Origin of the sequence: Paenibacillus sp. S25 (genome assembly GCF_019454085.1) — a bacterium.
Classification (GTDB): domain Bacteria; phylum Bacillota; class Bacilli; order Paenibacillales; family Paenibacillaceae; genus Paenibacillus; species Paenibacillus polymyxa_B.
The window spans coordinates 1,708,203-1,730,444 of sequence record NZ_CP073683.1; the positions used below are offsets into that span (position 1 = coordinate 1,708,203).

Annotated in this window: 21 protein-coding genes; 15 read left to right on the forward strand and 6 right to left on the reverse strand. The window is 45.5% G+C overall.

Annotation, left to right across the window (positions count from 1 at the left end):
• Window position 1: 1 nt before the first annotated feature.
• Together KAI37_RS07405 and KAI37_RS07410 are read right to left on the reverse strand one after the other, a co-directional pair.
• Complete coding sequence (locus KAI37_RS07405) at window positions 2-1,363, reverse strand: sensor histidine kinase (RefSeq protein ID WP_220030992.1); 1,362 nt, start codon at window positions 1,361-1,363, stop codon at window positions 2-4.
• Entirely contained in the window at window positions 1,360-2,061 is a 702-nt protein-coding gene (locus KAI37_RS07410; protein WP_076293736.1) for a response regulator transcription factor, read from the reverse strand. The genes KAI37_RS07405 and KAI37_RS07410 overlap by 4 nt, the downstream gene beginning before the upstream one ends.
• Before the next feature lie 321 nt (window positions 2,062-2,382).
• Here KAI37_RS07410 and KAI37_RS07415 point away from each other — a divergent pair, with 321 nt between their 5' ends.
• From KAI37_RS07415 to KAI37_RS07445, 7 genes are all read left to right on the forward strand, one after another.
• Entirely contained in the window at window positions 2,383-3,078 is a 696-nt protein-coding gene (locus KAI37_RS07415) for an AroM family protein (RefSeq protein ID WP_071640081.1), read from the forward strand.
• Window positions 3,079-3,104: 26 nt separating this feature from the next.
• Window positions 3,105-4,055, forward strand: coding sequence for an aminopeptidase (locus tag KAI37_RS07420; protein WP_220030993.1), 951 nt, complete (start codon window positions 3,105-3,107; stop codon window positions 4,053-4,055).
• Window positions 4,056-4,070: 15 nt separating this feature from the next.
• Window positions 4,071-4,697, forward strand: coding sequence for an aspartate/glutamate racemase family protein (locus KAI37_RS07425; RefSeq protein WP_071640083.1), 627 nt, complete (start codon window positions 4,071-4,073; stop codon window positions 4,695-4,697).
• A gap of 258 nt (window positions 4,698-4,955) precedes the next feature.
• Window positions 4,956-6,491 carry a PucR family transcriptional regulator gene (locus tag KAI37_RS07430; protein ID WP_069080724.1) on the forward strand — a complete coding sequence of 512 codons (1,536 nt, stop codon included), beginning with the start codon at window positions 4,956-4,958 and terminating at the stop codon, window positions 6,489-6,491.
• 34 nt (window positions 6,492-6,525) lie between these two features.
• Window positions 6,526-7,212: a response regulator transcription factor gene (locus KAI37_RS07435; protein ID WP_025723943.1), complete on the forward strand. Its 687-nt coding sequence runs from the start codon at window positions 6,526-6,528 to the stop codon at window positions 7,210-7,212.
• Window positions 7,209-8,792 (forward strand): sensor histidine kinase, encoded by a 1,584-nt coding sequence (locus KAI37_RS07440; protein ID WP_053325049.1) that lies wholly within the window; start codon window positions 7,209-7,211, stop codon window positions 8,790-8,792. Before KAI37_RS07435 ends, KAI37_RS07440 begins: the two co-directional genes overlap by 4 nt.
• Window positions 8,793-8,914: 122 nt before the next feature.
• Window positions 8,915-10,096 (forward strand): TolB-like translocation protein, encoded by a 1,182-nt coding sequence (locus KAI37_RS07445; RefSeq protein WP_069080726.1) that lies wholly within the window; start codon window positions 8,915-8,917, stop codon window positions 10,094-10,096.
• On the opposite strand, the gene KAI37_RS07450 is transcribed toward KAI37_RS07445, so the two are convergent.
• The 3 genes from KAI37_RS07450 to yhbH all read right to left on the reverse strand — a co-directional run bounded on the left by KAI37_RS07450 (window position 10,083) and on the right by yhbH (window position 13,934).
• Entirely contained in the window at window positions 10,083-11,114 is a 1,032-nt protein-coding gene (locus KAI37_RS07450; protein ID WP_071640085.1) for an aromatic ring-hydroxylating oxygenase subunit alpha, read from the reverse strand. The two genes, KAI37_RS07445 and KAI37_RS07450, sit on opposite strands and share 14 nt — an antisense overlap.
• A 214-nt stretch (window positions 11,115-11,328) precedes the next feature.
• The gene (locus KAI37_RS07455; RefSeq protein ID WP_071640086.1) at window positions 11,329-12,771 is read right to left on the reverse strand and encodes a SpoVR family protein; all 1,443 of its coding nucleotides are present in this window, start codon (window positions 12,769-12,771) and stop codon (window positions 11,329-11,331) included.
• On the reverse strand, window positions 12,768-13,934 hold the full coding sequence (gene yhbH, locus KAI37_RS07460) for a sporulation protein YhbH (RefSeq protein WP_025723949.1): 1,167 nt from the start codon (window positions 13,932-13,934) through the stop codon (window positions 12,768-12,770). The genes KAI37_RS07455 and yhbH overlap by 4 nt, the downstream gene beginning before the upstream one ends.
• Window positions 13,935-14,098: 164 nt before the next feature.
• On the opposite strand from yhbH, the gene KAI37_RS07465 reads away from it, so the two are divergent.
• From KAI37_RS07465 to KAI37_RS07485, 5 genes are all read left to right on the forward strand, one after another.
• Complete coding sequence (locus tag KAI37_RS07465) at window positions 14,099-14,818, forward strand: response regulator transcription factor (RefSeq protein ID WP_071640087.1); 720 nt, start codon at window positions 14,099-14,101, stop codon at window positions 14,816-14,818.
• Window positions 14,815-15,885, forward strand: a complete 1,071-nt coding sequence (locus KAI37_RS07470; protein WP_220030994.1) for a sensor histidine kinase — start codon at window positions 14,815-14,817, stop codon at window positions 15,883-15,885. The genes KAI37_RS07465 and KAI37_RS07470 overlap by 4 nt, the downstream gene beginning before the upstream one ends.
• A 145-nt stretch (window positions 15,886-16,030) precedes the next feature.
• A complete protein-coding gene (locus KAI37_RS07475; RefSeq protein ID WP_029516536.1) occupies window positions 16,031-16,954 on the forward strand; it encodes an ABC transporter ATP-binding protein in 924 nt (307 codons plus the stop codon).
• Complete coding sequence (locus tag KAI37_RS07480) at window positions 16,951-17,658, forward strand: ABC transporter permease (RefSeq protein ID WP_025723953.1); 708 nt, start codon at window positions 16,951-16,953, stop codon at window positions 17,656-17,658. Before KAI37_RS07475 ends, KAI37_RS07480 begins: the two co-directional genes overlap by 4 nt.
• A 14-nt stretch (window positions 17,659-17,672) precedes the next feature.
• A complete protein-coding gene (locus tag KAI37_RS07485; RefSeq protein WP_025723954.1) occupies window positions 17,673-18,407 on the forward strand; it encodes an ABC transporter permease in 735 nt (244 codons plus the stop codon).
• On the opposite strand, the gene KAI37_RS07490 is transcribed toward KAI37_RS07485, so the two are convergent.
• On the reverse strand, window positions 18,408-19,769 hold the full coding sequence (locus KAI37_RS07490; RefSeq protein WP_220030995.1) for a lanthionine synthetase C family protein: 1,362 nt from the start codon (window positions 19,767-19,769) through the stop codon (window positions 18,408-18,410). It abuts the gene before it with no gap.
• 197 nt (window positions 19,770-19,966) lie between these two features.
• On the opposite strand from KAI37_RS07490, the gene KAI37_RS07495 reads away from it, so the two are divergent.
• From KAI37_RS07495 to KAI37_RS07505, 3 genes are all read left to right on the forward strand, one after another.
• The gene (locus tag KAI37_RS07495) at window positions 19,967-20,119 is read left to right on the forward strand and encodes an FDLD family class I lanthipeptide (protein WP_071640090.1); all 153 of its coding nucleotides are present in this window, start codon (window positions 19,967-19,969) and stop codon (window positions 20,117-20,119) included.
• Between the two features lie 76 nt (window positions 20,120-20,195).
• Complete coding sequence (locus KAI37_RS07500; protein ID WP_076293731.1) at window positions 20,196-21,458, forward strand: lanthionine synthetase C family protein; 1,263 nt, start codon at window positions 20,196-20,198, stop codon at window positions 21,456-21,458.
• A gap of 49 nt (window positions 21,459-21,507) precedes the next feature.
• Window positions 21,508-22,182 (forward strand): winged helix-turn-helix domain-containing protein, encoded by a 675-nt coding sequence (locus KAI37_RS07505; protein WP_076293730.1) that lies wholly within the window; start codon window positions 21,508-21,510, stop codon window positions 22,180-22,182.
• The last annotated feature ends 60 nt before the right edge of the window (window positions 22,183-22,242 follow it).

The window sequence follows — 22,242 nt, forward strand, 5'->3', positions numbered from 1 at the left end:
ATTATTTTGGAACGGTAGGGAGGATGATCGTTGCAGTTGTTCCGCTCCCCTCTACACTTTCTAGCCCGATTTGAGCATGTATAGCTTGTGCAATTCCTGTAGCCAATGATAAGCCTAGTCCAGCCCCACCTTTCTCGCGGCTTCTGGCTTCATCCACACGATAGAAGCGGTCGAATACTTTAGATAACTTTTCTTCCGGGATTCCAATTCCTTGATCTGTGATTCTTATGCAGGGTTGAGCTGTACCGCCCACCGTATCAATCATCAGGTGTATCGGCTCGTCACTGTATTTGCGTGCATTATCCAAAAAGATAAATAGGAGCTGCTTCAGCTTATTTTCATCGGTATAGCCAATGCAGTCTGCCTGTACATCCAGTTGAATTTGTCGGGCGAACGCATTTTCAAATGTAGCTTTTAATTCTATCGCTATTCTGGTCAGGCGTACAGGCTTCAGCACGACATTCCATTGTTCTTCGTTTCTGGCCAACAGAAGAAGCTGCTCTGCCATGTCCTTCATTCGAATCGCCTCGGAATGGATCGCTTCAACGGATTCGGCGAAAATGTTGGGATGCTGCAACCCCCGCCGTTTGAGCAGGCTGGCATAACTTTCAATAATGGTGAGAGGTGTCTTCAATTCGTGGGACGCATTAGATACAAATTGTTCTTGCCTGACGAAATTCCGCTCCAGCAGCTCAATCATGTCATTAAATGTTTCACCCATTTCGACCAGTTCGTCGCGTGATGATGAATTGAGCGGAAGACGTTTAAATTTCCCGCTGCGCTGAATTTCTTTCATCGTGCTAATCATAGATGTGATTGGACGTGTGATCAGTCTGCCGAGCAGTTTTCCCGATACCACGACAGGAATGAGCGCAATTCCAGTGACAGCAACAAGTACGATTCTGAGTACCTGTAGCGTCTGCATCGTTGGTTGCAGGCTTTCGGTCACTTGGAGATTGACAACCTCACCATTGGTCCAAATCATGGGGACCGATACAAGAATGTAACGGTTGCTTTCATAGGTAATCATGCGAACCTGCCGTGTTTCATCAAAAACGCCCTTCATCAAGCTGAGAGACTGCTCGGAAGAAGAGGTGATAGGGGGAAGAAATTCGCCTTCCGGCCTCATCAGCCGAAGCATGCCATCCAGCGGTACATAGGCTCGGAGAAGGTCCTCTGCGGCTACGGATACCGAAGCGCGTTGAATGCCACGAATCATGTTCTCTGCTGCGGCCTCTACCTGGTCTTTTCGACTGTCTATCGAAAGTTGGCTGAATAGGAAATAGATCGAAAAATTAATGACTACAAGTAAGACCGCGAATAATAACGAGGTGTACGTATGGATTTTGTTTTGTAGCTTCATAAAGATTCCTTCAGTACATAACCAATTCCGCGTACAGTATGGATCAGCTCAGGGAGCTGGCGCGTAGGGTCGATTTTATTGCGCACGTAGCGAATATACACATCGACCACATTGGTATCGCCCATATAATCTATGCCCCATACATTCTCCAGTAATTGTTCACGGCTAAGTACCTGCCGCTGGTGTCTGAGTAAATGAACGAGCAAGTCAAACTCTCGCGGTGTAAGCTCAATGTTGTGCTCTCCTCGAAGAACTTCACGAGTACCTTCATGGAGACGTAAATCCCCGGCACTAAGCCACTTATCTACCACTTGTGGAGCCATGTCTATCGTTGCACCCACTCTGAGTGCAGCCCGTACACGTGCAAGCAGCTCTTCGATCACAAACGGTTTGGTAACATAATCATTGGCTCCCAAATCGAGTCCCTCGACCTTATCTGCAATGGAACTTTTAGCCGTCAGCAAAATGACAGGAACGTTCGTATCATGCTTACGAATCCTCCGAAGTAGCTCAATGCCATTGAGACCGGGAATCATAATATCCAGCAACACTAGATCCCAATTGCCTTTGCAATACGTCTCCAGCCCATCAATTCCGTTTTTTTCTTTACATACTTGATAGCCTTCAAATTGAAGTTCGATCTCTAGAAGCCGAGCAATCTTTTCTTCGTCTTCTACGATCAAAATAGATTGTTTCATGATCATGCCCTCCTGTAGGCGAATAGCCGATACGGAAGTATTTTAGCATATACGGACAGGTAAGACACTCCAAAGCGCAGGGCAGTGAGGGAAGAGATGTTTATACTGCGTTATATTTCTTGACATTATAAAGGGATAAAATGTAATAATAGCGCTATGATTTTGTTTTTTTATCCTTTATGCACAACAAACAAGCCTTTGTTTTGGTCAGGACGAACATTGTTTATGTTAGGAAAGTTGCAGTAACATAAGTTAAAACTATTCACCAGAACCGAAATAAAGGCAGACCGCGGGCTTGCCCTTTGTCGCCAGGAGCGTAAAATGAAGCGAAAGCAGGGATTCAAAATGCATAAGCTTGGGATGATTACGATTGGGCAAGCCCCCCGGTCAGATGTGGCCCCTATCGTAGAAAAGGCCTTGGAAGGACGGGCAGAGCTGGTACAGGCCGGTGCGCTGGATGGGCTCTCATTGGACTATATACAACAGCATCTATCACCATCACCAGGAGAATATGTATTAACCTCCCGCTTGACGACCGGGGAGTCGGTGGTCATTTCACGCGAAAAAATCCAGCCACTGCTCCAGGACAAAATCACACGTTTGGAGGAGCAGGGCATACGTACTATTTTGTTACTCTGTACCGGTGTGTTTCCTGGATTGCATACCCGAAGCGCTTTTCTAATTGAGCCAGATCATGTGCTTCCTCCTGTACTAAAGGCCATGTCCAGCGGAAGAAGGTTGGGTCTCATTGGACCGCTCGAAGAACAGAAGAACAACCTCAAGCTTAAATTCAGCCCTTATGGATTGAATCCAAAGTTTGCGGCGGCCTCGCCTTACAGTGGCAGTGAGGAAGAATTTCGCCGAGCAGCAGGACAGTTCAAGAATCAAGCCGATCTGATCGTACTGGATTGCATGGGCTATACGGAAACGCATAGAGAGCTAGCGGCGCATTACTCAGGGGTTCCCGTTGTATTGTCCAATGCCTTGATTGGCAAACTGGTATCGGAAATGGTGTAAGGAGCTAAAAATTGGAGGTAAGAACTATGAGTCAACAACGTATTGAAATCAGTAAAAATGTATTGCAAAAATGCTTGGGACTTACCGCTGGGGAGACGCTTCTGGTCGTAACCGACGATGATAAAAAAGAATTGGGCGAGTCCATATATGAAGCTGGCAAGGCACTGGGGGCAGAAGCAGCTATTTTGACGATGAAGGTTCGCTCCAAATCGGGCGAGGAGCCTCCGGCCCCTGTTGCCGAAGCCATGCTTCGCTCCAACGTTGTTGTATGTGTCACCCGGTATTCACTGACACATACAAGTGCCCGTAAGCAAGCCGCAGCTGCTGGAGCACGCCTAGCAACCATGCCCGGCATGACAGACGATATGTTCATGAATGGAGCAATTGCTGCTGATTATCCGAAGGTCAAGGCGCTGACCGAAGAGGTGACCGCATTGCTGACTGCTGCCAAGCAGGTACGGATTGAAAAGGAAGGAAATAGTCTGAACTTTACCATAGAAGGGCGCAACGGCGTTCCCAGCACAGGTATGTATTTGAATCCCGGCGAATCGGGCAACCTGCCTTCCGGTGAAGCGTATATTGCTCCGCTGGAAGGAACGGCACAAGGTCAGATTGTGGTGGATGGTTCTGTGGCGGGAATCGGTGCCTTAAAAGACCCGCTGCTGCTGACGGTGCAAAATGGCAGATTAATCGCCGCAGAAGGGGAAGCCGGACAGTCCCTGTTGGATATGCTCGGCGAAGGCGATGGTAGAATGCTGGCCGAATTTGGTATTGGAACGAATGATAAAGCCCGCATTACAGGTGTTGTGTTAGAGGACGAGAAAGTATATGGCACGATTCATGTCGCTTTTGGCAGCAATAATACCTTCGGGGGAACTGTCGCTGCGGGTGTACATATTGACGGAGTCGTACAAAAACCGGATGTATATCTGGACGATCGTCTGATTATGAAGGCTGGTCAGTTGCTAGAGCGATAAAGGGAGGAAGTTATCATGCTTGGAATGATCAGAGTGCTTACCATGCAGGACAAAGTAGCTATCGACCTTCACGGCCGGGTCATTGAGCAGCACTACGGGCTGCCTGTCACCAGTGTATGTATTCCCGATCAGCCGAAAGGAATCTACGATGATATCACAGACCGGGAAGCGGTGCCTAAAATTGTGCTCGCGGCGCAACAACTCGTTGAACAAGGCTGTACGTCTATCGGTATTAGCTGCGCGGCTGATCCAGCGCTAGAGGAAACTCGTCAGGTTGTATCTGTACCTGTATACGGGGCGGGGTCCTGTGCGGCACTCTTGGCTCTGACATCGGCCAGCCGTGTAGGCGTGTTGACCATTTTGGAGGAGGCTCCGCCGCTGATTCGCCGCATTTTGGGCGATTCCTATATCGGTACAGAGCGTCCCATAGGTGTGCAGACGACACTGGACTTGAACACTCCACAAGGTAAAGAGGCAGCTATGGCAGCAGCGTTGCGGCTTCAGGAGAAGGGGGCTGAGGTAATCGTACTTGCCTGCACAGGTTTTGTAACGATGAACTTTGCGCCAGAGCTGGAGCGTACACTAGGGATTCGGGCTATTGACCCGATTGTGGCGTTGGGTGCAGCTGTTTCGGTACGCTAGCAGCCAATTCGTGTGGGATACAAGCAGGATAGTTCTTAAACTGCATAATAAATAGTAGAATATTAAAATAAACCGCCTTTTCCAGAAAAGGGCGGTTTATTTATGTTCCATTGAGCTCCTAAAGATAGGAATGGGCTGGTGTGGATAGACTTGACCAAGCGGTAAAAGGTTTTGTTTTGTAGACTTTTTTGGTACACTATCCTGAAAATTAGATGAACTAAGGATTTTGCAAAATAAATAGCAGGGTGGTCTGTCTTTATGAAAATACCGGGTGTAACAGTTCAAGAGCTCATGGCAATACCCGTGTTGAAGGAGGCGAAGGTATTAAGCGGAGAACAAGGGCTAAGCCGGGTTGTCCGGTTTATTGACATTATGGAAGTCCCTGACCTGAAAGGCTGGGTCCGGGAAGGTGTATTGTTGATGACAACGGCTTATTCGATCCGTCATGAGCCTGAGGTATTGTGTCAAATTATTCAATTACTGCATCAGGGCGGGGCGGCGGCGCTTGTGATCAAGCCTACACGCTTTCTCACGGAAATTCCCCATAGTGCGCTTGAAGAAAGCAATGCCTGTGGCCTGCCTGTGATTGAGATTCCAGCCGATATTCCCTATACGGATATTACGCAGCGTGTCATGGATATGGTGTTGAACCGACAGGCAGAGCTGCTGCGACGTTCGGAAGAAATCTATCGAACGTTAACGACGATGGTGCTGGAGAACAGTGGCATACAGGCTGTAAGCGATAATATAGCAGAGCTTTTTAAAGCTCCGGTTGCTTTGATTGATAATGGTGGTCAAGCCATTGTCACTTCACCACAAGATTGGGATTGGGCGAAGGTACAAGATGCTCGTCATTTTCCCATTAGTGTGGATAAACGTACAGTCGCCAAGTTGGTCATTGCCCGCAATGAACTGGATGATATGGAGCAGGTTGGTATTGAGCAGGCACGGCTGGTGATGGCGTTAGAATTAATGCGTGAAAAGGCAGTAGAAGATACGGAAAGCCGACTACGGGGGAATTTTATAGATGAGCTCATGACACCTCCGTTGCCGGTGCGGCATGAGGTTGAGCGGAGAGGTCGTCAATTGGGATTCAACCCGGAATATAACTGGGAGGTGGCTGTACTGGAAAGTGCTACGGCTCCGCCAGAAGAGATTCTTTCTGGGTTATTGAGTATGGAATCGACACGACGGCGTGTGGTGTCTCATATTGAGTTCCGTTCAAATCGTGCGATATTATTTCTGCCGACTCTTCAGCCGAATGATCATCAGAACGCACCCGGCTCTGATCAGGAAACGTCCTGGAGTGATACGCTGAAAAACTGGTCAACTGAAAAAGCCTGGGGTACCGCCGATTATTATTTAGGCATCGGAAGTGCCAAAAAGTTATGGGAGCTGCTGCAAAGCTACAATGAAGCACGTCGTGCCATTACTGTAGCCCAGCGGCTGTATCCTGATAAACGTGTATGCAAATACAGCGATATAGAGATGCACTATATGCTTGGAGAAGCGATGGACAAAGAGGAATTTTCAAATTTGTTTGAACGCAAGCTGGGGAGACTTCAGCAATATGATCGCTCACATGGCAGTGACTTACTCAAAACGTTATTTTATTATTTGGAAAACAGGGGCAGTCTGGTAGATACAGCCAATTATCTTTTTATACATCGTAACTCAGTAAAATACAGATTGGAACGGATACGCGACATGACAGATTTTGATCTTAACGATCCACGTGAGCAGTTTATATGTCATACATGTCTGATTCATTATTATTTGCGGGAACATAGGTAGCTGGAGCGTTTTTTTAATGCAGGGAGGGCAGGACATGGATAAAAAAATACTGATAGCGGACGATGAGGCGAGCATTCGGAATGCGCTGGCTTATGCGTTAAAGCGAGAGGGTTTTTTGGTGGAAACCGCTGTTGATGGGGAGGACGCCTTGGAAAAAGTGCGTTTGTTCCACCCGGATGTGCTCATACTGGATGTGATGATGCCCAAACTGGGTGGATATGAGGTGTGCCGCCGTTTGGAAAGTCGGAAGGGCATCGGTATTTTACTGCTGACGGCCAAAAACGATATTGTTGATAAGGTACTCGGGCTGGAGCTGGGTGCGGACGATTTTATGAGCAAACCGTTTGACCTAAGGGAGCTGCTCGCTCGTATTAAAGCATTGGTACGGAGACTGGAGCGAGAAGGAGCGCCTGCCCCGGAAGGAACAGAAATGGTACTCGGCCCATTACGGGTACGTCCGTCCAGCCGAACGGCTGAACTTGGAGCCATAGCGCTGGATCTGACCCCCAAGGAGTTTGATGTGCTGGCGCTGTTGGTGTCTCATGCCGGGAGGGTGTATACACGGGACGAGCTGCTGGAGCAGGTATGGAGCTTCGATTATGTGGGCGGAACGCGGACGGTGGATATTCATATCCAGCGCTTGCGCAAGAAGCTTGAGCCACATCAGGCGATATTGCAGACCGTGTATGGTATCGGCTATAAGGCAGAGAAAATGACGTGAACGAACATCATTCACTCCATCAGCAAGGAAGCTTGCGGTCCACCGACCAACAGAAACGCAAACGCAAACCTACAGGCTTAAGCCTGCGTTGGAAATTTCCCCTGGTACTGGCGGCTTTGCTGCTGTTTACTGTCGGTGTGCTGAGCTGGCTCGTGCTTACTGGCATTCGCGCTAACCAGACAGACCAAATGGAACGCAGTTTAAAGCGCCAGGCCGAAATTGTAGAAATGCGTGTAAAACAGTCTTACCTGTTGGGAGTACGCCAATCACCGGAAGGCTTCATGAAGAAGCAGGCGCCCCAACTCGCAGTGGAACTGGGCGTATCCAGCAATATGCGCGTTATTTTATATGATGGTCAGGGGCATGAGGTTGGCAATTCTCTACCGCTGGCTTTTAGAACAAATGTCAGCCAGGCCCTTTCCTATGCGCTCCAAGGCAAAATTGCGTATATTACGGAAGGTAGCGCAGTCACCTATTTGGCTCCGCTTCAAGGTCCGGACGGCTTACTGGGAGTGGTACAGCTTCATAGCTCAACAGAAGCGCAGCAGCAGTTCTACCAGGCTATTGCCCAGTTGTTTCTATGGACAGGGGGGGCGGTGCTGGTATTGAGCTTTATTTTGGGCTTAGGCTATGTCAGCCGCCAGACGAGAGATATCGGACGCCTGACTCGCGCTTCCGAACAGATATCGGCAGGGCATTATCCGGAAACCAGACTGCTGCGGCGGCAGGATGAGCTGGGAAGACTGGATGAAGGAATGCTTCAGATGAGTCATGTGATCCGGGAGAGCATTACTGCGCTGGAAAACGAAAAGCTTCGGCTGGAAGAAGCGGTTCAGCGTTTGAGAGAGCTGGAGCAGCAGCAAAAATCTTTTATTGGAAATATCAGCCATGAACTGAAGACTCCATTAACCTCTATTCAGGCTTATGCTGATTTACTGGATATGTATGGGGATGATCCTGAACTGGTGCGTGAAGCGAGAGAAAGTATCAGTAAGGAAACAAAACGGTTATACGAGCTTGTCGAGGACTCGCTGCGGCTATCTGTGCTGGATAAATATGATTTTGAATTGCATACGGAGGCTGTGAAACTGCATTCGTTACTGGAAGATGCAGGGAGCCGTATTCGAGGAAAAGCGGCAGCGCGTAGACTGAATTTTTCGATAGATACCGTTCCTGCCCAGGTGTGGGGAGACCCTAAGCATCTGATGCATATTGTACTGAATTTGCTGGATAATGCAGTGAAGTACAATCGGGACGGTGGATGGATTACGTTATCGAATCGAGTAGAACAGGACACCGTGATTGTGTGTATACGCAATTCCGGCCCATGGATTCCTAGGGAGCAATGGGACATGATTTTTGAGCCGTTTGCTACCTTAAGTCGTGATCGATCTCGTCAGGACAGCGGTACGGGACTTGGTCTTCCTCTGGCGCGCAGACTGGCGGAGCGCATGGGGGGAGAGTTGCAGCTTACAGCTTCAGATCATAGTGGGTTGGAAAATGACAACGGGCATACAAATGTAAGTGGGAATGAATTTTCGCTTAGACTCCCTCTCTTGGTTCACGATGGCTCCCTGTAAACGGCCGATTGTTAGCACAGGGCTAAAATGGTGTCTTGTTTACAACTTGGAAACAATCCGATGTATTCATGAGATGTTCGGGCATTAAACTGGGGGTATCGTTAACAAGGAGGCCGTTGTACATGATAAAGAAAAACATAGACAGCTATGGGCAAAAGAACGGCTCCCCTCGTCGCGAAGATTCCCGCACAAGAGTTTTCAGACAGAAAGCTACGGGGGTGCTCATGGCCGGCTTAATCGCCGGGGGATTGCTCAGCGGTTGCGGCATGAAAAGCGCAGGAGAGACAAATCCAGCATCCGGTATGAAACCGGGCCAACAGCTTACTGTGATTGACACGGATGCAGCCCAGCAGCAAGTAACGGACGAGCTGGTGGTATCGTCTATCGACAGGCTGGGGGATGTCTACGCGAGGTCTTGGCTGAGCGACGAAGAGCTGATTGTGGAGCGTAAAACCCAGCTGTGGATTCATAATGTAGAGACGGACAAGGAGCGGATTTTAACACCAGGTCGTAAGGCTCCGCAGTTACTTGCTGTGGTATCACCGGATCAGCGCCATGTCTTTTTTACTGAAGGTAGCACTAGCAGCAAATATGATATCCAGGGCTACATTTTGGAGCTAAGCAGTGGTAAGGTTACACCGATCGGCAAGCTGGATATGACTAACGAAGTGAGCTGGAGCGATGAGAATGATCTCATTACAGGCACACCGGATGGTAAAATCCAGCTGATTGGTCTGGACGGCAAAGCTAAAGAATTGAGTTTTCAAGATCCGAATCGCTCTGAATTGATGTCTCATGTCGAAAAAGTGGGTAACGCCATATTTTATACAGGCAGTGATAAACAAGGGTATCCGGTGCTGAATCGGTTCACCCTTAATCATCCTCAGGCTGTGACTATTGCAGAGGGGGCCATGTCCTTTGCCGTGTCGCCTGATGGTAAGTCTATTGCCATTGAAAAGCGGAAATGGAATACATCCGAACCAGCCCGTATGATCATTTTGGATGAACAGGGCAAAGAGAAAGGAATCGTCGGTCAAGGCACTTTAATGAGTCGTGGAAGCTGGTCCAGCGACGGGTCCAAGCTTGCTTATTCCATTTATGATGAGGATCAGCAAGGCATGAGAGGGCTGTATGTGTTTGACCAGTCCACGGGTAAAACCACTCCGGTTACGACCGATATCCAATCCTATGACAGCCCAACGGTATGGAGCCCATCCGCCCGGTTTCTATCCATGTACCAGAACATCTCGGAAGGTGGAAAACAGCTCAATCAAAGCTACATCGTCGAATTTAAGAGGAAGTAGTTTCTGGACCCAGTCGTACACGAGGCTCATCGTTGACAAGGAAATCATACCAGCGGTTGCGAAACCGAACCTGAGGTCCATCAGCGGGGACGTGTGCCTCCATTCGCAGCGCTTCTGGGATTGGACGCGGATGCTGGCTTTCCACCACGGCCCGATCCTCTTCCAGCACCTTACCACTGTATCTCGAAAAAATGTGGCTCATGCCCGGTACAAATCTGGCAAAATTACGTCCAGCCAGTCCGTAGATGGCAGTTAACTCTTGCTCAATCGGAGTGAAGGTGACGAAATTAATAAACTTGCTGCGTCCTTCCTTGGCGGGAGTCAAAATCCATTGCTGTGGAAAGGTATATTGTAATAGACCTTTCCCGTTTTTCACTCGAATATGATTGTCATCCGCTTCAAACTCGATATGAATGTCGGTGGAGGATTTTTTACCGATTGTTTTGTTATGGACAATTGGCAAATGAGCGACATCCAGCACGCTTTCCACAACTCTCGTCAGATGTGCCTTCCACATGGAATCGTAGGGAGACAAAATGAGAGAGGGGTCCTCCAGCTCGGGAAAAATCTCCAGAGGAGGTGGGGATGTGGATGTCCCCAACCCTGAGTTTATTTCAGAATTTGAGCCAACGGCCTGAGGATATACCCACAGCAGGCCGGCTTTTTCAGTCGCGGGATAGGCATAGGTATGAGCAAACTCAGGAATAGCCCGTCCCGGATGTGCCGGAATATCGACACACTGCCCACTCTCATCGAAAGACCATGCATGATATGGGCATGTGATGTGCCCGTTTTGACAATAGCCTAGCGACAAATCAGCTCCTCGGTGCGGGCAATAAGCATGGATGGCATGTACCTGACGATGATCATCACGGTACAGGACAATATCTTTGCCAAGCAGTCGCTTTTTAAGCGGTTTATTCTTTAGTTCCTTGGACCAGCCAACGGCATACCAGGCGATTGGGAATACCTGCTGATCACTTTCACGAACTTCACGAAAGCTGGGATGGGTGTTCATCTATATCAACGCTCCTCGTTCTGCTTCTCAACTATGACCCGTGGGTCATTTATCATATTAGTATAATACACCCCTGAACCAAAACGAAACAGGTGTCCTGAAATTGGCAAGAAACGAAGGTCGCTTAAGGTTGTATGAAATAGTAAGAAAAGGCGCATATCCTTTTTAGGAATGCACCTTTTTTAAATTAGGCTGGCTATTTGATTTGGTATGACTATACAAACTTACGATGATGTTTCTTACCGTCATATGAGAATAGGGCGAGCTTACCCTCAATCAATGTTTCCAAATGAACGGTGCGTCCCCACAGCTGATATACATATGGAAGCGTGCGCTCCATATATTTTAAATCCAGCTCAATGCCTTCGTACTGGTGCTTGAGCTTCAACTCGCCCGTATGCAGGTAATCTCCATCCTCGACGACGATATAAGGGGAGCCTCCATTCACACGTGAAAACACAAGCTGATCTCGTATGTTTTCCCAGGATTTATCGGTAATTTTCCAATCGGGTCCCCGTTTCTCAAACACGTATAGATCCAAATCTTCTGTCAGTTTCTTGGTCATGTAATTGCGTATAAAAGAAGTGTCTGAGTCGAACTCTCGTACCTCGAACATCTTAGCGCGTCCTTCGCCCGGTTTGCGTCCTTGTCGCTCTTGTTCCTCACGGGTTGGGTTATCCCATCGTTTTTCAATATCCTCAAATATTTTCAGTCCCAAATAGTACGGGTTCAGGCTTTGCTTGGAAGGCTGTACGACAGAGGCGTTCAGCATCGCAAATTCAACGGTTTCCTCCCCGGTCAAATCCAGTTCCCTTACAATCCGCTGGTGCCAATAGGAGGCCCAGCCTTCATTCATTATTTTGGTCTCCATTTGGGGCCAGAAATACAGCATTTCGTCCCGCAGCATCGTCATAATGTCCCGCTGCCAGTCCTCCAGCACCTCTGAGAATTCCTGAATAAACCAGACGATATCTTTTTCAGGTTCCGGTGGAAACTGGCGTACTTTGATGCCCTCGGTCTCGGCCGGATCATGCTGCTTCACTGTGTCCAGTGACCACAGATCATCGTAAGGCCCAGGGGGACGTTGGCGTTTTCCAGGTTCTTTCTGCTCCCGAATTTTGAGCTCCATGTAACGCTGTTTATCCAGATGCCTTGGTTTGATGATCTGTGGATCCACATGCTCTTGTATCGCCAGTACAGAGTCAATGAAGGATTCCACAGCCTTTGAACCGTATTCCATTTCATAGCTGTTGATTCGATCTGCTGTGGCCGACATACTCTCCACCATATTGCGATTAGAAGCTGAAAAGCGGGCGTTGTGTTTGAAAAAATCACAGTGTGCCAGTACATGGGCGACAATCAGTTTATTTTGCACCAAAGAATTTCCTTCCAGCAGGAAGGCGTAGCAGGGATTGGAGTTAATGACCAGCTCATAGATTTTGCTCAATCCAAAATCGTACTGCATTTTCATCTTGTGAAATGTTTTTCCAAAACTCCAGTGGCTGAAGCGCGTGGGCATACCATAGGCTCCGAACGTGTATACAATGTCCGCCGGACAAATTTCATACCGCATCGGGTAGTAGTCGAGCCCGAAGCCATCTGCAATCTCCATAATTTCTGATATCGCATATTCTAGCTCCTTCTGGTCGGTGCTCATCCCACCGTTCCCCCTTCCCGTTTGCGAAAAAAGGTACGTAAGGCTTGGTATACCTCACCTTTTTCCTTGATGACATAGTACATAAACTGATCCTTTTTAATATTCTTGTAGGCTGACATCAGCGTGCTGCTACGATTATATTGATTCACTTCTCCATAGCCGAACATATTACTCCGCTTTATAAGTTCCTCGATTAGCTTCACACACCGCTCATTGTCCGAGGTCAGGTTATCGCCATCCGAGAAATGGAAGGGATAAATATTGTAGCTGGAAGGAGGATATCGTTTGTCGATAATTTCTAGTGCTTTCAAATAAGCGGAAGAGCAGATCGTGCCGCCACTTTCTCCGCGGGTAAAAAATTCTTCTTCCGTAACCTCTTTAGCCTCGGTATGATGCGCGAGAAAGACAATTTCCACCTTTTCATACTGACGGCGCAAAAAGCGGGTCATCCAGAAAAAGAAGCTGCGAGCGCAATATTTTTCAAAAGAGCCCATCGAGCCTGATGTATCCATCATGGCTATAATCACCGCGTTGGATTGGGGAATGGTCTTCTCTTCCCATGTTTTGTAGCGAAGATCGTCCGGACTAATATGATGAATGCCCGGTTTCCCTTCACGGGCGTTGCGGCGCAGATTTTCGAGAATGGTTCGTTTCTTGTCAATGTTCGCTTGCATGCCTTTTTTACGTATATCATTGAACACAATAGATTCAACCTCAATTTGATCCTTGTCTTTTTGCTGTAAATTCGGCAATTCCATTTCCTCGAACAGCATATCTTCCAGTTCTTCTATGCTGACTTCCGTTTCCATAATATCGTGTCCCGGCTGATCGCCGGCTTTCTCACCTTTACCAGGCTTCTGGGAGGCAGGATCACGTCCGATGACATCCCCCACCTGACTATCTCCATCCCCTTGACCTACATGCTTTTGCTTTTGATAGTTATAAATGAAGCGATATTCATCCAGACTGCGAATCGGCACTTTGATAATCTGTTGACCGTCCGACATAATAATATTTTCTTCCGTTATCAGATCGGGTAGATTTTGCTTAATGACATCTTTGACCTTCTGCTGATGACGTTGCTGGTCCTGGTACCCTTTGCGATGCAGCGACCAATCTTCGCGGGATACGACGAATGAATATGGCTGGCGTGGTTCCGGCATTATTAGGCACCCCCCAAGTGGATACACGGCACAGTTTGGCCTTGTTGGTTATTAAGTATATTCACGGGGATGAACGATATGTGATGGAACTCGATTTAAATTCTGCCCGTTTGCTTTTATAATGAAAGTAAAAAATGTAAAAAAAGAATGGAGAACCTTGGGTTATGGAAGAAATTGCAGTACTTATAGTAGACGATGAGCAGGGGTTGCGGGATATGCTGACAACGGTGTTAAAAAAAGAAGGATTCCTTCAAGTCAAGCATGCTGCAACGGGTCGGGAAGCGCTGCAAGTCGTGATGGAATCTCATATGGATGTGATTGTACTTGATGTCATGCTGCCTGATAGCGATGGGTTTGAGGTGTGTCGTCAAATGCGTCTATATACGGATGCCCCTATTCTTTTTTTGACGGCAAGAGATACAGACCTAGACAAATTAATGGGGTTTGGTATCGGAGGGGACGATTATATTACCAAACCGTTTAACCCGCTGGAAGTCGTTGCGCGTATGAAAGCTCGAATGAAATATCGGAAAGTTTCGACAGTGGCCATGAAACCGACCTTACGCACTTTAGATTTTGGATATTTTCGTCTGGAGCTGGAATCCGGTGTATTGTATGTGGAGGGAAAGGAGGTCGATTGTCCGGCACGTGAATGGCTACTGCTGGTTTTTTTGTGCAAGCATCCTAACCGGATTTTCAGTGTACGGCAGCTTTATGAGACGATATGGAGCGAGGCCTTCTTGGGTGATGAGAAGACCGTAGTGATTCATATCTCCCGTTTGCGGAAAAAAATAGAACCTGATCCCAAGCACCCGCAATTTTTAATCAATGTAAGAGGGCTTGGTTATAAAATGATGTCAGTCAAGATGGGGGAGCAAGAATGAACTCTCTGGTTAAGATGTCCTTTCGCTTTATGAAAGTAACGTTATGCTTTGTACTGGCCTATGTCCTATGTTTTGTTATTTGCACGATCTTATATATTTTTATAAAAAGTATATTTGGAGCATCTCAAAATATAAATATTGATCTATTCTGGACAGGACTTGGTATCGTGCAGAGTGTTGTGTTCATAGCTGCCTACGGATGGTATATAGGCAAACCTTTGGTGTATGTAATTAAATGGATTGGAAATATTGCGACAGGGGAATTCCAAGCGCCGCTAAGTGAACTGGAACTGCCAGAGGGCAAAAAAAATCAGAAAAATAGTTATAAACCTCCGTATCAATTGTATAAAGAAGTTTTTGAACAAATGAACATCTTATCGGCTCAATTGCGCAGCAATGAGGAAGAGAGAGTGGAATTAGAGAAACGTAAACAGCAGTGGGTAGCAGGTGTAGGCCATGATCTGAAAACACCATTATCTTATATTGAAGGATATGCGGCTATGCTAACTGCTCAAGAGTATGACTGGTCTGAGGAAGAAAGAAGAAGCTTTAGTATGAGTATCAGTGAGAAAGTGACTGAAATGAAGCAGTTGATTCAGGATTTGAATGCTTCTATGCAGCTTAAGGAAAGTCCATTGCCAATCCAATTGGAGAAGGAGGACATTGTGGAGTTTCTCCGTAGTACAGTCATAGATATCGCTAACCATCCTTCGGCTGAGCAATACGAATTTTCTTTTACGTCAATGGAGGCGGCATGTATCATGCCCTTCGATAGCAAATTACTAGGCAGAGCGCTGCAGAATTTTTTGATCAACGCGATCATTCATAATCCTCCAGGTACACACGTTTCCATGGAAGTAAGTAAAACGAACGATAAGCTTCATATTTCTATCGAAGATGACGGAATAGGAATGAATCCCAATGAGTACATGCAGATATCTCATTCCCAAGGGCATGGAATACCTATTGCCAAAAGCTTTATTGAGGCGCATAACGGAACGCTTCATATCCTTTCAGGCAGTAAAGCGGGTACTAGGATGGAGATTTCACTGCCGCTAAACATCTAACTTTTTAACATCTAATCTCACATTTCGCAGTTTGCTCGGTTTTTTTTGCCTGTTGTTTAGGGACTGTTTACTTGATGTTTACTTTACTTCAGTAAACTATATGTAACTTAAGCTTCAGCATTAGAAGTCGAGAGGAGATCAGGAAATGTCTGAATATGTAATACATACACAGCAGCTAACTAGGCGTTTTGGAAAACGGGAATTTGTAAAACGAATAAATCTCCAGGTACCCGGACAGCAGATTTATGGATTTTTAGGACCTAATGGGGCGGGTAAAACAACCACGATTCGTATGCTGCTTGGGCTGATTAAATCCACCTCCGGAGAAATTGAGATTTTTGGGAAAAAGCTGAAGGATCAGCGTATGGAAATATTAAAGGATGTTGGTTCCTTGGTTGAATCACCTGCCTATTATGCCCATTTATCCGCATATCGAAATTTAGAAATCGTTACAACCATGCGTGGACTGCCGACCCGAAGAATTCATGAAGTGCTGGATTTAGTGAGATTAGCCAAGGATGCGTATCGTCCGGTAAAGGGATATTCCTTGGGGATGCGACAAAGACTGGGGATTGCTATGGCGCTTATTGCCAACCCCAAATTATTGATACTTGATGAACCGACGAATGGTTTGGACCCATCTGGTATTCAGGAAATTCGGGAGTTAATTATGAGCCTTCCTGGTGCTTACGGAATGACGGTACTGGTTTCGAGCCATTTATTAAGCGAAATTGAGCAGATTGCAACCTATGTAGGAATTATTAATCAGGGTGAAATGATCTTCCAGGGAACGATGAAGGAACTCACCGCCAAAAGCAAGCCTCAATTATTCATTGAAACCCCAGATCCTGTTCTGGCTGCCGGTGCACTGATTCAGCATGGGTGGACGGCCGGAGCTGAATCGATTGAACAAAATGAGGTCGTGACTCCTATTGTAGATCGGCAACAATCTTCGGAGATGATCAAGGTGCTTGTGGAACACAATCATCCCATTTATCGGGTCACAGAGAAGAAAAAAACATTGGAGGAGATATTCCTGGAACTGACAGGTAAGGAGCGAAGCTTATGATACTCCGGGTTATAAAGTCAGAGGGGCTTAAGCTGAAGAAAATATGCTGGTGGATTCCTCTTATACAGGGGTGTGTACTTACAGGCATGACTGCCGTGGAATGGTATCTTTACTTTCGGCAAGGACCAGGAGGTGTCTATGCTGGTTTTGCCGTTATGTTTATGTTCCTTTCGTTTGTGATGCTGCTTGGCGGTACACTTTTGGCGAGCATTATGGCTGGTACAGAGCATGATACTCAAACATGGAAGCAGCTTATGGTCATGCCTGTTCCCAGAAGTTATATCTATTTATCCAAAATTGTATGGATCGTGATTCTGCAGTTGGGTACCGCCTTGATCACTGTAGCAGGTATGAGCCTCATCTGGGTGTTATATACAAACGAACCCATTCCTTGGCGGATCATGCTGTTACAGCCGATTAATGCAAGCTTGGCTACCCTACCAGTACTTGCAATTCAACTTTGGCTGTCTACGCTTTTCACTAATCAGGCATTCCCATTAGCGTTTGGTATATTCGGTTCTATTGCAAGCTTGTTTTTGGCACGCACAAGTATTCTGTGGATTAAAATATTGCCTTGGTCGTACCCTGCACTATCAAGTCCTCTGATGAAGGAACACATGATTTGGGTGATCGTTGCTTTAAGCGCAGGAGTCATCTTTACGGGACTTGGTACATTACAGTTTACCAAGCATGAATTCAAATAGAGAGGAGAAGATACATGGGCTCTATTTTACGCGTGGAGACAATAAAGCTTCAATGGATCATGGTATGGATTCTCATTATATTGGATGCGGTCATAAATTCTTTAATGGGAGTCCTGGAACTGAATGATTTGAAACAGTTTTTTTCGCCCAGTTGGTTAACTTTATATACTTATTCAGCGCAATTTCACTCTATGTTTTTTTATCCGCTCTATTGTGGAATTATCGCTTCTCTTTTGTGTGCGTACGAGCATCGGGATGGGGGATGGAAGATTTTATTAAGTAGCCCGTATCCTCGTCAGCAAATTTATTATGCAAAATATATATTGCTCATTCTCATACTGGGTCTGGATCAGCTTATATTTATAGCAGGCTATTTTGTAAGTGGAAATATAGCAGGTGCTCCAGGAGAAATCCCTTGGTCTGTCGTTCTTTCTACCGGTTTGGGAGGGTGGCTCGGGATTTTTCCCCTGGCAGCACTACAGCTTATGCTCTCGATAAAAATTCGGAATTTTGGAGCTTCTCTGGGAATGTCTATTTGTTGTGTGGTTCCTAATATTGTCATAACAGGCTTTCACTCTTCCATAGGTGCGTGGTTTCCTTTTACGATTCCTTATTATATTATGATGCCGCAAACAGCGACTTATGCACCCAGAGTTGAGCCTTACAGTCTCGGACTGATTGTCATTTTTACGTTTTTAGCCTATCTGTATGGTGGAAGAAAGATGTTTGTGAATAGAGACTGGTTGTAGTTAGGATAGCATGAGGATGTAATCCCAACCGATCTCTTTGTTCTCAGAAACACTTAATAAAGCAGCTGCAATCCCAGCAACGCCTTCAAGCATGCCCGCTTTTGTCAGCCAAGTTAAAGAGCCATCTGACCTTGGCTCGGGGTCCAGATATCCAAGTGGGCTATCCATTTGAAAGCGATCAAGCAGACAATTCGTTAACTGTTGAATAAGCGGGAAAAACGCAGGCTCTTTACTGTGACACCACATTCGCCAAGAGATGGTAAGTAATCCGGCAAGACCGTGACAGAGTGCAGAAGAGTCCATTTCCCGCTTAGCTATCTCATGGGAGATTGCACCGACACAAGCTTTCACAGCCAATTTTTGCAGTTCTTCATTATGGAGAGCCTTTCCGGCAAGAAATAGCGTACAGGCAATGCCGGGGGTACCGTAACACCATGCTTCTCTTGCTCGTTCCAAATCAAACTGTAGAGAGCCTGTTTCAGCTTCGAATGGAACAATATGAGGCCAGTAGCTACCATATTCATCTTCATATTTATACTTAAGCAACCATTCCGCAATGGTTTCAATCGCTTGATATTGGCCTTTTACTTCAATTCCAGCACTGTAAGCTACAGATAATAAAGCCAACGGTCCAGGAATACCGTGTGCCATTCCACAATTAAAATTGCCCAGAGGATAGTTACGTTTATCCCGGTCTAAAAATTGAAACTTTTGCGGGGAGTACCACCCTGGGACATAACGATTGTGAATATGTATGGGATGTGTAAGATCGGTAAGAAATTGAAGAATTGGCTCAACAAGAGGAGTACAGATAGGATCGGTTGAGTTCATCAAAATATATCTTCCAATCCCTGAAGCTCCCGAAATGGTGTCAAAGGCTTGCATGGGCATACCTTCGTGAAGGCTTAATTGTTCTGTGTTCGACTGAAGCCATTGCTCTGTAAGAGGCATCATCCATTGATGTATTTGCTGTAAGAAATTACTGTAGTATTTCCCATGATTAGAAGCCTCTCTTACGGACGAAGCGATGCCTGCCCAGCCACTGTAAAGAGAGAGATCGTGAAGACCATTTTTAGAGAGTGAGGATTGAATCTGAGCCATGTTTGAATGTATGGCTGTATTCCAATCATACGAAGGGTCTGTAGCACGCCATTGCGATAGTAAATGAATGTTACCAGGATAACCATGCGAAAGTGAAGTTTCTCCCCATGGGTGGTACTTTGTTTCTGGCGAAACATTGTGTTCCGATTGGACTGCTGCATAGACGGATTCGGGCTCGCATAGACGTAAAGCAATTTTTTTACTAATATCTCTTGCACGAACTTGGTCGGATTGTTGTATAACAAAACTATCAATTTTCATATGAAAGCCTCCATTATTTTTTTCTTCATTATATTGTCACTAAAATCTAGTGTGTTGTCCTTAAAAATACTGAAAAATAATGAAGGTTTATCTTAAATGTACTCGTTGAAATTAAGAAAAATGTAAGAATTATATAAAGTCTAGTTAAGATTATATAACTTATAATAAAAATGTAAAAAATAAAAGGAGGTAACAAGATGAAAAATCAATTTGATCTGGACTTGCAAGTAGCTAAAGATGAGGTTGCTTCAAAAGGGGTTCAACCAGCCAGTGGTATTATCTGTACTCCTTCATGTGCAACAGGTACTTTGAATTGTCAAGTTAGTCTTACCTTCTGCAAAACGTGTTAATAACGAAAATACATGGAAAAAAGGCACGGTTTCTATAACCGTGTCTTTTCCAGTTATGAAAATGAGGGAAGGATTTATGGTTGAAGATTTGAAGGGGAGATCAGTTGAAATCAGTAAGTATATAGCACAAAAGCTAATAGACCTATCATATACAGAAAAGATAGTTAATCATACAAACAACCTTTCACCTTCACGTGGAAATCCCCCTTGGAATCCCGGCTCGCTTGCCGATGGAATTCCGGGTGTGTTTGCGCTGTTGTCCGAATGGGGTTACCTGGAGCCAGATCAAAATTGGGCAGAGCATGTGCATAGTCAGTTACGGTACTTAGATGCTAACTCTCTATTATTATTGCCTCGTATTTCTCTTTATTATGGAACAACAGGAGTAGCTTATGGCATATTATTAGCTTCCAATAACAGAGCTAATTATAACAAACTAATCTCTCAGCTTAATAAGTATATTGAAGTAAAGTGGGGGGATTTACCTGTAATTGGCACAATTACAGAGTTCAGTAGGCAAATGGATATCATTAATGGGCTGCTCGGGGTGGGCAGATACACTCTGGAGGTTGCTGAAGACAAGACGATGTGTGATCTGTCTCGTCAATTATTAGACACCATTACGCACTTCATACCTGAATATATACATTTATCGTCAAGGGAAGATTCGGCTTCAATCGATCTAGGTTTGGCGCATGGTATCACCGGAATACTTGCACTGCTTGTCACTGCCCTACAAAAAAAGATCAAAGTTGAAGGACTACATGAGGCTATAAAACATATAGCCGATTTTTTGCTTATTCAAATTCAGGAGGATCAATATGGCTGGTATTGGCCTGTAAACTCTCAAGCATCTTCAATGAACAAGAGAGAGAAAAAAGTAGGGATGAGAGAAATTGAAGGCTGGTGTCATGGAACCTTTGGAATAGCTTGGACATTACTCAGAGCAGGAATTGAGTGCAGTAATGAAGAATGGAAAAAGATAGCGGAAAAAGCTATGGAATCCATATTTTGCTTAGATGATGAGCTACTAAACGCGCTATCCCCTACTTTCTGTCACGGGTTGGCTGGTTTGCTTCATATGGCCCATAGATTCTCTAGCTTAACCGATAATATAGCAGCGTTACGCTTTGCCGATCAGATAGCTTTAAAGTTAGTAAATTTATACGATGAAGAACTCCCATTTGGATACCAGGATTTGGAGGGGACAACTCATGTTCATAATGTAGGAATACTACAAGGAGCAACAGGGATTGCATTAAGTTTGCTGGACTATGGAATTGGGAAAGAACATCCTAAATATTCAGGGAGATGGAGTGAATTGTTTCTAATTTCTTAAGGGTGCTACCTTATTGCTTTATCTGAAGCATTGGTTTTGGAGGGATTAGATGAAACAAAAATTTATGGTTATATCATCTTTTAGGAAGATCAAGCATTTTTTTGAGACTTTAAGCACTCCAGAAAACATTCAAATCATGTTTTATGATTCGCTTTACCAGGCTATAACGGAGATTGATGAGCAGTGTATCGGTGTAGCTTTGAATCAGGATCATATAACACTAGAGGACTTGTCTTACTGGCACAGCATTAAAGAAAAATTTAAGGTTCCATTTATCTTTCTTTCCTATCATAGTGACCAACAGCAATTGGATCTCCTCAAACAACTGTTTTCAATGGCATCATCTAAATATGGAATGGAAAGAGAACAGCAGGCTATTAGTTTATCACCCAATGTCATTTTTGATCCTGCTGGAAAGGTTATTTGGAAGCAAGGGCATGAGCATATGCTGACTATGATGGAATTTCGATTATTAATGTATCTTCTTACTGCAAAAGAGTGTGCTTCTACGATTGATCACATTATAGACAGAGTCTGGGGAGTGGATGCTTTTACTACGTCTAATACGGTGTATGTGCACATCCGAAAATTGAGAGAGAAAATAGAAGATGATCCAAGTCATCCAAAAATTCTGGTAACATGTCATGGAATCGGTTACAAGTTGAATATATTTCCTAAAAACTTGGAGGTGGTCAGTTGTGAAGAGACAACTGCATTACACTGATGCGCATAAACTACATAATGAAGTGAGAGATCGGGATGAAAGATGGTTTAGTGCATGTGA